The following is a 10,945-nucleotide window of genomic DNA, read 5'->3' as shown; positions in this document are numbered from 1 at the left end:
AGCGACGGCGGAGCCGACGCGCGCCAGGGGTCCGAGGCCCCGGTCGTGAACTCGTCGGCGGCGTCGAAGCCCAGATCGAAGGGGTCGCTGTCGGTCGGCCGCATTACTGGATCGCCTTCGAAATCGCGCCGCTGCCCTGATCATCCTTGGCCGAGCTGGTGGTTTCCCCCTTGCGGTACTTCTTGAACACCGTGTCTCGGCGTCCGGCGTCCGCCGGATCCATGCCGCGCGGATGAACCAGATCCTCGGGATTGGCGACCTGGGCGGCCAGGTTGGCGGCGATGGCGCAACCGAAATTCTCGTAGGCCTCGTTCTTGCGGGTCCTGGTCAGGTTTTCCCAGGCCTGACCGCATTTGATCGGCTCGGCGGCATAGCGCAGGAAGCCGACGCGGATGGTGTTGTCATCCGGACCGGTCGGGTTGAAGCCGACGATCCGCACGCGCGCGGACGGCGCGCCCAGGCTGATCAGGCGGTCGCGGATCTGGCTGGCCATGGCGCCCGAGGCGTTGGGGGCGGTGACGACCAGTTCGCGGCCCTCCGCGTCCAGCCAACGATCGACCAAGGCCTCCAGGGCCGCGCCCTGATTGGCCGACAGGCCGGCGGCGTGCGGCGCCAGGATGATTTCGTCGGGCGCGGAGCTGACCTTGACGCGGTCCATCCACTGCTCGGTCTCGGTGCGCGCCGTCTTGGAGGGCCCCTGGTCGGGCGACGTCGAGGCGCAGGCGGCCAGGCTGGCGACGGTGGCGGCCAGCAGCGCGGTCTTCAGGACGGTCTTGACGGGGGACATCTGCGTCATGGTTGCGCCCTACTCGATCACATAGCCCACGGGGCCTTGATAGGCGCGCCCGGCGTTCGCGCCGGCCGGCGCCTTGACCACCTTGTTGAGCCGCCCCAGCAGGACCGTGCTCATGTCGTCGGCGATCCTCAGCCCGTCGGCCGGGGTCTGGAGATTCTGCGGCTTGGTGGGATCGACGATGTACGGGGTGACGATGATCACCAGCTCGGTCTCGCCGTTCAGGAAGTCGCGCGAACGGAACAGCGAGCCCAGGATCGGCATCGAGGTCATGCCGGGCAGCGAGTCGATCGTCTGCTTGGTGGTCTGCTGCAAGAGGCCGGCGATCATGAACGAGCCGCCCGACGGCAGCTCGACCGTGGTCTCGGCGCGGCGGACGTTCAGGCCCGGCACCGTCAGGGACGACGAGCTGCCGCTGCCCCCGCTGACCGAATAGGCGCCCAGGCTGGTCAGCTCGGAGACCTCGGTGGAGATCTTCAGCGAGATGCGGCCGCCCGACATGACCACGGGCGTGTAGCCCAGACCCACGCCGTAGGGCTTGAACTCGATCGAGACCTTGCCGGTGGCGTCGGTGCCGGTCGGCACGGGGAACTCGCCGCCGACCAGGAAATGGCCCGCCTCGCCCGAGACGGCGGTCAGGTTGGGCTCGGCCAGGGTGCGCACCAGGCCCACCCGCTCGAAGGCCTGCAACATGCCGGTGGCCTGGTTCACCGCCTTGCTGCCGGCGGTGGTCTGGACCGTGGCCGTGTCCCCGTTCACGCCGGTAATCGGATTGCCCTTGGCGTCATAGGTCGTGAAGACCTTGTCGTGCACGACCTGATTACAGGTGCCCGACAGCCCCGCCACACAGGGCACGATCATTTCCGGCTGCTTGGTGGTGTCCAGCTTGTAGCCGCCCGTGATCCCGCCCAGCAGGCTGCCGTTGACGCCATAGGTCGGCGAGAAGCCCAGCGAGAACTGGTTCTGGCCCAACTGGCCCAGCACCGCGTTCAGGTTGACGCCCAGCTGCTTGATGACGTTGCGCTGCACCTCGACGATGCGAACCTGCAGCGTCACCTGGTCCTTGCCGGCGACGGCCAGCATGTTCAGCACCTTGTCCTCGCTGCCGACATAGCGCGCGGCGATGCGCGAGGCCGCGTCGGACTCGGCGGCGCTGCGGACCAGACCGCTCAGCACCACGCTGTCCTTGATCGGGTCCACCTTGATCCGCGCCTGGGGAAGGACCCGGGCCAGGGTGTCGGCCAACTGGTCGACCGGCGGCGTGACCTTGATGTTCAGCGACAGGATGCGGCGGCCGGCCGGGTCGAAGAAGGCCGCGTCGGTCGACCCCTCGCTGACGCCCATCACATAGACGCGGCGCTTGTCGCGCAGCACGGCGTCGGCGACGGTCGGATTGGTCACCAGCAGGTCGCGGACGTCGGTCGGCAGCTCGATGATCGCCGACTTGCCCTTGGCCAGCTCCACCGTCACGGCGGTCTGGTCGGCGGTGATGAAGATCCGCGTCACCTGCTCGGCGGCCGGCGGCGCGTAGGTCACCGGGGCGGGCGCCGGCGGCGGCGCCGGACGGGTCGCGATCCTGGCCGGGCGCCGATAGACGTGAGACCCCTCGACGGGACCGTCCGCCTGGGCCGGCGCGACGCCGCTCAGGGCCAGCAGCGTCGAGGCCGCGACCGTCAGCCAGACGGACTTGGGGGACGGAAGACGGCTCATGGGGTCACCGAAACGCTGGTGGTCTGACCGCCACGGTTGATCCGAACGGCGCTCGAGTCGCCGCGCTCCGCCTGGCGCTCGGAGATGCCCGAGGGGCCCGCCAGGTCCGTGTAGGCGCGCAGGGCCAGGGCGATGGGACCGCTGGCCTTGGCGTGCGCCAGGACCTCGGCCTCCTCCGGCCCGACCTCGAGCGTGGCGGTGGTGGCGACGATCGACTTGGCGTCCTTCTCGGCGGCGGTCGACTGATCCAGCGCCAGGACACGGATATTGCGCAGCACGGTCTCGGAGACGGTCATCTTGCCGCCGCCGCCTCCGCCGCCCGAGGCGTCCATGGCGGTCATGTCGTGGGTCGACAACACATCCACCCGATCGCCGGGCAGGATGAAGCCGCCCACGGCCGTATCGGAGCTGACCGGCACCGACATGGCGCGCTTGCCGGGCGAGAGCACGACGGACAGATAGCCGCCTTGGCCGCCGCGGACGATCTTGCGGGGGGTGATCGGCTCGCCGCTCAGGATCGGGTCGCGCACGATCGCGCCCTCGATCACCTTGGCGGGATCGGCGCCGATCATCTGGTCGGCGGCGACCGAGGCCAGCGCCTTGACCTCCGCGACCTTGCCATCCGGCTTGGCCGGCGCCGCGCCGTTGGTGATGAAGGCGCCATTGACGGTGTCCGAGGGCCAGGGCTGCCAGGCCACGTCGGCGGCCACCAGGCGCGTGCCGACCGGCAGGTCGCGCTTGGCCACCAGCACCTGGGTCATCGGCTTGTTCGACGCGGCGGGCGCGGCGCGGGTCAGCACCGGCGCCACCGGCTTGCCGCCGAGGGCGCGCTGCAGGACCACGGCCAGGCCGATGGCCGAGACGGCGGCGATCAGGATGATCAAGAGGCGAACGGGACTCATGGCGCGGGCGAAAAACTCTTCGGAGAGCCCACGGTCGCCGTCCGGCAAGCACGCGGGATTCGTCAATCAGCCGTTCTGGCCACGCTTCATGCTGGCCCGCGTATGGTTAACGTCCGCTAAAAGTTTTTCGCCAATCGCTCGGGAAACGCGCGACAGCCTGTCGCGCGGCGATTCAGGACCGAAGTCGGCTCAACCCAGGATTCCGCGGGCCAGCACGCCCTCGGGGAAGGCCGCCAGGGCGCCGATGGCGATGGCGACGCCATAGGGCAGGTCGCCGTTGGTCGTCCCCAATTTGCGGACCCAGCCCGGCGCGCCGGCCACGGCCGGCGCCAGCCAGCCCGAGCGCAGGGCCAGGATCGCGAAGGTCACGGCTCCGCCCGCCAGGCCCGTATAGAGCATGAAGGGCAGCGCCGCCGGCCAGCCCAGCCAAAGCGCGCAGACCGCGAACAGCTTTCCGTCGCCGCCGCCGATCCAGCCCGCGGCGAACATGCCCATGCCCATCACCAGCCCGCCCAGGCCGACGGCCAGGCAAAGGCCGATGGTGGCCAGCGACGCGCCACAGACCAGGGCGGCCGGGACGAAGGCGACCAACAGCGCCAGCGAGATCCAGTTGGGGATCGTATAGCTGGTCAGGTCCTTCAGCGCCCCGACGATGGCCAGGGCCGGAAAAACCAGCAGCAGCGAGATCTGGACGGCCTGCATGGGCGAAACGCCTCCCTTTCGACCGGGGCATTGTGGCGCGGACCGGTGAAGCAATGGTTTCCCGCGCCGGTCTCGCGCGGCCATGAAAAAAACCGCCGAAACGGCGGGCGGACGGGAAGCCCAAAAAGAAGAAAAGGGCCGAGGCATGGGCCCCGACCCTTCTCTTTTCGAGCGTGCGACGGTTCGGCTTAGGTGGCCGAGTTGGCCGTCGACACGGCGCTGCCGGCCTTGCTGAACGCGGTGCGGACGTTCTGACCCAGGGTTTGGACGGCGGTGACGATGATCACGGCGATCAGAGCGACGATCAGGCCGTATTCGATAGCCGTGGCGCCCGATTCATCCTTCAGGAAGCGAGTAACGAACTTGGTCATGACTTGGTCTCCTAAACCAGATTGAGTTGATTGAGGCTCTCAAGCCGTTCGACTTGCTCACCCCCGAAAACACGATCAATTTCGCCGAGCCCACTTAATGGCCAGTAAACAGCGAATAGTTTCTGCCGATTTTCTTTTGGTTTATTTGTATTTACCGTTATCTATTCTTAACCACGAGCCCAACAGCGAGGCGCAAGGCCTTCTGATTCAAGGATTTTCCGCCGCGTCGCTTTGACGCCTTCGAGCGGTTATTAGTCTTTTGTTGACCAAAAAAAACGATGCTGGACCGGTTCGCACTCGGGATCGGAAACCCTTCATGCGCCGCTTCTTGCCCACTTTCGTGTTCGTCCTGGCCCTCTCGGGCTCCGCCGCCGCGGCCGAAATCGTCCCCTTGGCGGGCGCCTCGACGGAGCTGCCGGTCGTCGCCGGTCAGGCCACGCACCTGAATCTCGGCGGCGCGGCGCGCGACATCGTGCTCGGCGATCCGACCGTCGCCGACGTCAGCCTCGTCAACCAGCGCACCCTGGTCGTTCTGGGCAAGCGTCCGGGCGTCACCAGCCTGATGGTGTTCAGCCCCGAGGGCCGTCCGTTGGCCGAACGCCTGATCGTCGTTTCCGAGGTCGGCCCCACGGGCGTCACCGTCTACCGAGGCTCCACGGCCTCCAGCTACGCCTGCGCCAGCCAGTGCACGCGCGTGACCCCGGCCGCCGCCGCCTCGGCCACGCCGGCCACGCCCGGCGCGCCCACGCCCTGATCACGGCGCCTCTAACCTCTTGGTGAGGATCTCGCGCTAGCGTGCGCGCGATCATTAGAGGCACCGCATGAGTCCGCGCTTCTTCATCGTCCGCGCCCAAGAACGGCTGGCTCGCCTGGCCGGCCGTTTCGCGCGCGGCGAGCGGGGCGCCACCGCCGTCGAGTTCGCCCTCGTGGCTGGCCCCTTCCTGCTTCTGGTCTTCGGGATCATCGAGCTGGGCCTGGTGCTGCTGGTCTCGCTGACGCTGGAAAACGCCATCATCGATGTCGGCCGCACGATCCGCACCGGCCAGGTCCAGTCCGCCAGCGGCACCGCCGCCAGCTTCAAGACCGCCGTCTGCGCCAAGATGAGCTGGCTGGGCTCGAACTGCAATTCGGCGCTGTCGATCGACGTGCGCACCTATGCGGACTACGCCTCCAGCAACGCGTCCAATTCGAACACGACCGTGCCGACCACCATGAGCTGGAATCCCGGCACGGCGGGCTCGATCGTGCTGATCCGCGCCTACTACAGCTGGCCGCTGATCACGCCGCTTTTGCCGACCGGCCTGCAAAACGCGAACGGCAAGCGGATCATCTACGCCGCCACCGCCTTCAGCAACGAACCCTACAGCCAATGAGCGCGCCCAGGACAACCCAGGCGGGGGCGAGGAAGAAGCCGCTCGCCTTCTGGCGCGATCGTCGCGGCGCCGCGGCCGTCGAGTTCGCCTTCATCGCGCCGGTGCTGATCATCATGTACTGCGGCCTGGCCGAGCTTTCCCAGGCGATGATGGCCCAGCGCCGCGCCTCGAACGTCGCCTCGACCATCGGCGACCTGGTGGCGCAAAGCACCCAGACCGGTCCGACGATGATCGGCGACATCTTCAACATCGGCAACACGATCATGGCGCCGTTTCCGACCGCCGGACTGCAGATGTGCGTCGCCAGCGTAGTGTCCGACGCGACGGGCAAGGACACGGTGGCCTGGAGCCAGCCGAGCACGCCCTCGATGCCCAACTGCCCCGCTCAGAACGCCGTGTTGAGCAATGTTCCGACCGGGGTTCTGCCCGCCAGCCAGAGCGTGATCATGGCCAAGGTCAGCTACGCCTACACCTCGCCGATCAAGCTGGTGATGCCGCGGACCCTGAACTTCTATCGCACCTACTACCTGCGCCCGCGCAAGTCGGACTCGGTGCTCTGGTCACAGACCAACTGATCGCTGGCCCCCGCCTCAGGCCTCCGCGCGCCCGCCGCCCTTGACCGTGAACAGTCCCAGCAGCCCCAGGGCCAGCAGTCCGGCGATCGGGATGAAGCCGGCCACCTGGCTGTGGAAGACCTTGGTCGCCAGCGCCACCAGCAGCGAACCCAGCCACATGGTCGCCGTGCCCGACAGCGAAAACAGGCCGAAGAACGCCGCCATGCGGTCCGGCGGAGCCAGGCGCACCAGCAGCGTCCGGCTCGAGGCGTACTGGGCCGTGACGAAGACGGCGATCAACATCCCGAGACCCAGATAGATCAGCTCGGGCAGGGTGCGAAACAGCGGGCCGTTCCAGACGGCCGGATGGGTCGCCGCGTCCCAGGTCCAGAGGTAGAGGATCTTCTCGCGCCCCATGCCCAGGGTTCCCATCAGCACCAGGATGCAGCCGGCGATCTCGACCTGCACCGCGCGACGCGGCCCCACGGTCTTGTCCAGCCATGGCGCGATCAGCCCGCCCAGCACGCCGAAGATCGACAAGGTGACGCCGTAGGCCAGCATCTCCAGCTCGCCCCACTTCATCAGGCCCGCGGCGAACAGGCCGCCGAAGATCAGCAGCGCGGTCATGCCATCGCAGTACAGCATCCGCGCCGCCAGGAACTTGGCCGGCTCGGCGTGGCCCTTCAGGTTGCCGAAGGTGTCGACGATCAGCCTCGCCCCGCCCTTCAGGCTGCCCAGGATGGTCTCGCCGGTGCGCGGGGCGTCGCGGGTCCACAGGAAGAACGGGATCGCGCCCAGCAGCATCACCGCCCCGGACAGCGGCCCGACCAGGCGGCTGGGCTCATGCTCGGCCTGGTTGACGCCGAACAGCGGCGCGGACGGCACGAACGACCAGGGGACGACGCCCGGCAGCACGAAGGCCCACATCACGAAGACCAGCAGCGAGACCGACAGGCCGTTGGCCAACGCGTAGCCCAGGCCCGACAGCACCGGCTCCTGCCCCTTCTCGGCGGCGCGCGACAGCAGCGAGTTGTTGGTGACGTCGCCCCAGTTATAGGCCACGCCCAGCACGATCAGGGCCTGGCCGATCAATCCGACCGGCGGGCCGCCCGGCTTGGCCAGCCACAGGGCGAACAGGATCGGAACCATCACCGCCAGCACCAGGGCCATCAGCGGCTTGCGCGGGCCATAGCGCTCTATCGAGGCGCCCAGCAGCGGCGCGGTCAGGGCGGTCAGCACGCCATAGACGGTGGAGATGTCGGCGACCGCCGCCTGGCCCTTGACCGGATCGCCGACCAGGACCCGCGAGAAATACGGCGCGAAGACGTAGATGGTGACCAGGATGACGTAGGGATCGCGCGTGCCCTGGTGAAGGATCCAGCTGAGCGCGCTCTTGGACAGCCGCTTTCGCGGCGCGGGAACCAGCACGTCATCGGCGACGACATCACTCAGGCCCGGAGGCGCGCCCGCCAACTCGCTCATGCCACATCCTAATGAACTCGACCCTCTGGCGGGGTCGTGAGACGAGGCTGGACCTTAAACGCTCGTTTGTCACCTTAAGGATTTGATGGAAACGGCGGGCGCGGGAAAAGCGTCCTAAGCCAGGATGTGCGCCCGCACCTTGTCGCGGGTCGGCGCGTCCAGCCCGATCGCCTGTTCCAGATAGCCGTCCAGCGAGCCGTGCTCTTGCTTGATCACCGCGAAGGCGGCCGCCAGGTAGCGGGCCTCCACGCCCATGGCCGCGCGCATGGCCGCCTCGGTCGGGCGCCGGCCGGTGGCCTGCTCGATATGGTCCATGAAGATCGCCCCGCGCCGGTCGAAGCGGGTGGGGTCGTTGGTCAGCAGATAGTCGTCGATGACGTCGTCGTCCGCGACCCCGGCGATGTGGTGGGTCAGCGCCGCCAGGACGCCCGTGCGGTCCTTGCCGGCCGCGCAGTGGATCAGCGCCGGCCCCCTGCCCTCGGCCAGGGCCAGGAAGAAGCGGCGGAAGAGGTCGATGTGCCGCTCCTTGAACGGCAGGCGGCGATAGTATTCGTCCATGTAGCCGTGGATCGAGGCCTCCGAGAGGTCCGAGCTCTTCAGGAACTCCAGCCAGGGGTCCGGCCCCGTGGCGCCCATCTCGTTGTCGATCACCTGGGCCGAGAAACCCGCCCAGCGCCGCGAGGGCGAGCGCTCGCGCTCGTTGGGGCGGCGCAGGTCGACCAGGGTGACGATGCCCAGGGACGCCAGGATCTCGAGATCCGCGTCGGTGGCCTCGGCCTGGTGGGCGGCGCGGAACAGCACGCCCTTCCTGACGCGCCCCGCGCCGGCGGCGTAGTCGCCGAAATCGCGGAAGTTCTCGACGCCTTGCAGGGGGATATGACGGGTCATGCCGAAGGCCTTAACGGTTGAAGGCGACCGCTTCAACGTCTCCCTCCGTCAATGGACAAAGGCGCGCGCCTACCTCCGCAGCAGGGGCTGAAGACGGTTCTGCAGCGGCTGGTCGATGAAGGTGTGGAACAGCCAGGCCGCGCCATAGGCCAGCGGGAAGCCGGCGACCCACATCACCCACTGCAGCCGGATGTCGATCGGGCGGGTCTCGATCAGGCGGTGCACGAAGCTCCAATAGGCCACGCCAACGAAGATGTGGGTGATGAACAGGGCGAACGACAGCTTGGCGCCCTCCTCGATCCACTTGCGCGGACGCTTGACCGGCAGGCGGCCGGCGCCCAGCACGATCGCGGCGATGGCCGCCAGGGACGGGACGTCGAAGATCCACTCGTCGGGCAGGGCGTAGCGGTCCAGCGGCTGGGTGACGACCAGCACGGCGACCCCGCCCCAAAGCAGGATCTTGGCCATCGCCTCCGAGGGCCAGCGCATGTCGACGGCGCGCGCCAGGCAGACGCCCAGGGCGAACAGCGGCAGGGCCCGCACCACGCCGTACTGGAACTGCAGGTCCGGCAGCGGATGGTGGAAGACGGCGCGGGCAAGGATCTCGAACCCGCCCATGACCGCCGCCCCGATCAGCGGCAGGATCCAGGGGCGGCGCACCTTGTCGACGGCGCGCCAGAAGAACGGGAACAGGGCGTAGCAGACGATCAGGGCCGACAGCGACCAGCTGGGCAGGTTCCAGCCGTCGCTGGGGAAGCCCCAGGCGTGGATCAGCAGGGCCTGGGCCGGAAGCTCGCTCCAGATGAAGCGGCTGGGCTTGTGGGCGTCGGTGCCGATCAGGTTCAGCGTCAGGACCAGCAGCGCCAGCATGGCCAGCACCACCAGATGCCCCGGCCAGACCCGCGCGGCGCGGCGCGCCCAGAAGCGGGCCGGACTCAGCCGTCCCGACAGGGTCGAGGGGCCATAGGCGCGCCCCAGCACATAGCCCGACAGCATCAGGAAGAAATCGGTGGCCAGGAAGCCGCGCGAGAACACCTGGGCGAACAGCTCCAGCCGGATCGGGCTCTCGGCGCCATAATGGTAGAGAACGATCAGCAGCGAGGCCAGGAACCGCAGGAAGTCCAGCGCGCCGCCGCGCACGATCTCCCGCTCCGACCGCGCCGGGACGGCCGCCTCCGGCGCCGCCGGTCCGCGCTCGACGGCGGGCGCCGGCTCGGTCGGAACAAGCAGCTCCGACACCGGGATCTGGCCCGGGATCTGGGGAAGCGGAACGGTCACGCGGTTGGCCATAACAAAGCGCGCGCCGACCGAAAAGACGTCACCGGACGATCGTCTTGCGGTAAGAGGTCGCGAGACCTATCTGCAACAGGTTCTGTTATCAATAGGTGGTTCAATGCCCCGAATGCCCGTCCTGTTCGTCGGCCACGGTTCGCCGATGAACGCCATCGAGGACAACGCATGGAGCCGCGATTGGCGCCGCTTGGGCCAGGACCTGCCGCGCCCGCGCGCGATCCTGATGGTCAGCGCCCATTGGGAAACGCGCGGAGCCTCGGCGGTCAGCGCTTCGGCGACGCCCGAGACCATCCACGACTTTTATGGCTTTCCGCGGGCGCTGTTCGACGTCCGCTACGCCGCGCCCGGCGATCCGGCCCTGGCGGCGCGCGTGGCGGCGCTGCTCGCGCCCGATCCGGTGGTCCAGCATCCGACGCGCGGTCTCGACCACGGCGCCTGGGGCGTCCTGGCCCCGATGTATCCGGACGCCGACATTCCCGTGGTCCAACTATCGCTGGATCGCGGCCGGCCCGAGCGCTGGCATTACGAGGCCGGCCGGCGCCTGTCGGCGTTGCGCGACGAGGGCGTGTTGATCATGGGCAGCGGCGACATCGTCCACAACCTGCGCGCCGCCGACTTCCGCCGGCCCGAGGCGCCGGCCTGGGCGGACCGCTTCAACGAAGAGGCCAAGGCGCTGATCGTCTCGGGAAACCATGACGCCCTGATCGACTGGCGCGAGCTTGGCCCCGACGCCGAGATCGCGATCAACAGCGCCGAGCACTATCTGCCGCTGCTCTACGTCCTGGGCGCGGCCGACAAGGGCGAGGCGGTCAGCTTCTTCAACGACGATGTGTTCGCGGCGATCTCGATGACGGGGGTGAAGGTGGGGTAGCGTTTT

At 68.4% G+C, this 10,945-nt stretch carries 13 protein-coding genes; 4 read left to right on the top strand and 9 right to left on the bottom strand.

What is annotated here, in order from left to right; translation table 11 throughout:
- From FCU40_RS23455 to FCU40_RS21265, 6 genes are all read right to left on the bottom strand, one after another.
- Positions 1-104: hypothetical protein (locus tag FCU40_RS23455; RefSeq protein ID WP_241693678.1), on the bottom strand; the 104-nt coding region annotated here is incomplete at its 3' end.
- Positions 104-796, bottom strand: a complete 693-nt coding sequence (locus FCU40_RS21285; protein WP_168077700.1) for a CpaD family pilus assembly lipoprotein — start codon at positions 794-796, stop codon at positions 104-106. The genes FCU40_RS23455 and FCU40_RS21285, both read right to left, overlap by 1 nt.
- Positions 797-805: 9 nt before the next feature.
- Positions 806-2,503 carry a type II and III secretion system protein family protein gene (locus tag FCU40_RS21280; protein WP_168077699.1) on the bottom strand — a complete coding sequence of 566 codons (1,698 nt, stop codon included), beginning with the start codon at positions 2,501-2,503 and terminating at the stop codon, positions 806-808.
- Positions 2,500-3,405 carry a Flp pilus assembly protein CpaB gene (gene cpaB / locus FCU40_RS21275; protein WP_004621930.1) on the bottom strand — a complete coding sequence of 302 codons (906 nt, stop codon included), beginning with the start codon at positions 3,403-3,405 and terminating at the stop codon, positions 2,500-2,502. Before cpaB ends, FCU40_RS21280 begins: the two co-directional genes overlap by 4 nt.
- Before the next feature lie 189 nt (positions 3,406-3,594).
- Positions 3,595-4,107, bottom strand: a complete 513-nt coding sequence (locus FCU40_RS21270; RefSeq protein ID WP_168077698.1) for a prepilin peptidase — start codon at positions 4,105-4,107, stop codon at positions 3,595-3,597.
- A 188-nt stretch (positions 4,108-4,295) separates the two neighbouring features.
- A complete protein-coding gene (locus FCU40_RS21265) occupies positions 4,296-4,478 on the bottom strand; it encodes a Flp family type IVb pilin (RefSeq protein WP_004621932.1) in 183 nt (60 codons plus the stop codon).
- A gap of 316 nt (positions 4,479-4,794) precedes the next feature.
- Between FCU40_RS21265 and FCU40_RS21260 the strand changes: the two genes are divergently transcribed.
- The 3 genes from FCU40_RS21260 to FCU40_RS21250 all read left to right on the top strand — a co-directional run bounded on the left by FCU40_RS21260 (position 4,795) and on the right by FCU40_RS21250 (position 6,426).
- The gene (locus tag FCU40_RS21260; RefSeq protein ID WP_168077697.1) at positions 4,795-5,232 is read left to right on the top strand and encodes a pilus assembly protein N-terminal domain-containing protein; all 438 of its coding nucleotides are present in this window, start codon (positions 4,795-4,797) and stop codon (positions 5,230-5,232) included.
- A 67-nt stretch (positions 5,233-5,299) separates the two neighbouring features.
- Entirely contained in the window at positions 5,300-5,851 is a 552-nt protein-coding gene (locus tag FCU40_RS21255) for a TadE/TadG family type IV pilus assembly protein (protein WP_004621934.1), read from the top strand.
- Positions 5,848-6,426, top strand: coding sequence for a TadE/TadG family type IV pilus assembly protein (locus FCU40_RS21250; RefSeq protein ID WP_168077696.1), 579 nt, complete (start codon positions 5,848-5,850; stop codon positions 6,424-6,426). The genes FCU40_RS21255 and FCU40_RS21250 overlap by 4 nt, the downstream gene beginning before the upstream one ends.
- Positions 6,427-6,441: 15 nt before the next feature.
- Here the strand turns inward: FCU40_RS21250 and FCU40_RS21245 are convergent, their stop codons facing one another.
- The 3 genes from FCU40_RS21245 to FCU40_RS21235 form a co-directional block, all read right to left on the bottom strand.
- Complete coding sequence (locus tag FCU40_RS21245) at positions 6,442-7,887, bottom strand: MFS transporter (protein WP_168077694.1); 1,446 nt, start codon at positions 7,885-7,887, stop codon at positions 6,442-6,444.
- Positions 7,888-8,001: 114 nt separating this feature from the next.
- Positions 8,002-8,775, bottom strand: a complete 774-nt coding sequence (locus FCU40_RS21240) for a tyrosine-protein phosphatase (RefSeq protein WP_168077693.1) — start codon at positions 8,773-8,775, stop codon at positions 8,002-8,004.
- 69 nt (positions 8,776-8,844) lie between these two features.
- Positions 8,845-10,065 (bottom strand): acyltransferase, encoded by a 1,221-nt coding sequence (locus FCU40_RS21235; protein ID WP_168077692.1) that lies wholly within the window; start codon positions 10,063-10,065, stop codon positions 8,845-8,847.
- A 103-nt stretch (positions 10,066-10,168) separates the two neighbouring features.
- Between FCU40_RS21235 and ygiD the strand changes: the two genes are divergently transcribed.
- Positions 10,169-10,939: a 4,5-DOPA dioxygenase extradiol gene (gene ygiD / locus FCU40_RS21230; RefSeq protein ID WP_168077691.1), complete on the top strand. Its 771-nt coding sequence runs from the start codon at positions 10,169-10,171 to the stop codon at positions 10,937-10,939.
- Positions 10,940-10,945 lie beyond the last annotated feature (6 nt).

The organism is Caulobacter sp. SSI4214, assembly GCF_012184455.1.
Classification (GTDB): Bacteria; Pseudomonadota; Alphaproteobacteria; order Caulobacterales; family Caulobacteraceae; genus Caulobacter; species Caulobacter vibrioides_E.
Note: the sequence above shows the minus strand (reverse complement) of the source record. Positions and strands in the feature narration are given on the sequence as shown.

What these genes read in the sequence shown, in the direction of transcription:
- FCU40_RS21240 (WP_168077693.1), bottom strand. Translation starts at nt 8,775, where the DNA reads ATGACCCGTCATATCCCCCTGCAAGGCGTCGAGAACTTCCGCGATTTC.
- FCU40_RS21285 (WP_168077700.1), bottom strand. Translation starts at nt 796, where the DNA reads ATGACGCAGATGTCCCCCGTCAAGACCGTCCTGAAGACCGCGCTGCTG.
- FCU40_RS21280 (WP_168077699.1), bottom strand. Translation starts at nt 2,503, where the DNA reads ATGAGCCGTCTTCCGTCCCCCAAGTCCGTCTGGCTGACGGTCGCGGCC.
- FCU40_RS21245 (WP_168077694.1), bottom strand. Translation starts at nt 7,887, where the DNA reads ATGAGCGAGTTGGCGGGCGCGCCTCCGGGCCTGAGTGATGTCGTCGCC.
- FCU40_RS21235 (WP_168077692.1), bottom strand. Translation starts at nt 10,065, where the DNA reads ATGGCCAACCGCGTGACCGTTCCGCTTCCCCAGATCCCGGGCCAGATC.
- FCU40_RS21265 (WP_004621932.1), bottom strand. Translation starts at nt 4,478, where the DNA reads ATGACCAAGTTCGTTACTCGCTTCCTGAAGGATGAATCGGGCGCCACG.
- cpaB (WP_004621930.1), bottom strand. Translation starts at nt 3,405, where the DNA reads ATGAGTCCCGTTCGCCTCTTGATCATCCTGATCGCCGCCGTCTCGGCC.
- FCU40_RS21260 (WP_168077697.1), top strand. Translation starts at nt 4,795, where the DNA reads ATGCGCCGCTTCTTGCCCACTTTCGTGTTCGTCCTGGCCCTCTCGGGC.
- FCU40_RS21270 (WP_168077698.1), bottom strand. Translation starts at nt 4,107, where the DNA reads ATGCAGGCCGTCCAGATCTCGCTGCTGCTGGTTTTTCCGGCCCTGGCC.
- FCU40_RS21250 (WP_168077696.1), top strand. Translation starts at nt 5,848, where the DNA reads ATGAGCGCGCCCAGGACAACCCAGGCGGGGGCGAGGAAGAAGCCGCTC.
- FCU40_RS21255 (WP_004621934.1), top strand. Translation starts at nt 5,300, where the DNA reads ATGAGTCCGCGCTTCTTCATCGTCCGCGCCCAAGAACGGCTGGCTCGC.
- ygiD (WP_168077691.1), top strand. Translation starts at nt 10,169, where the DNA reads ATGCCCCGAATGCCCGTCCTGTTCGTCGGCCACGGTTCGCCGATGAAC.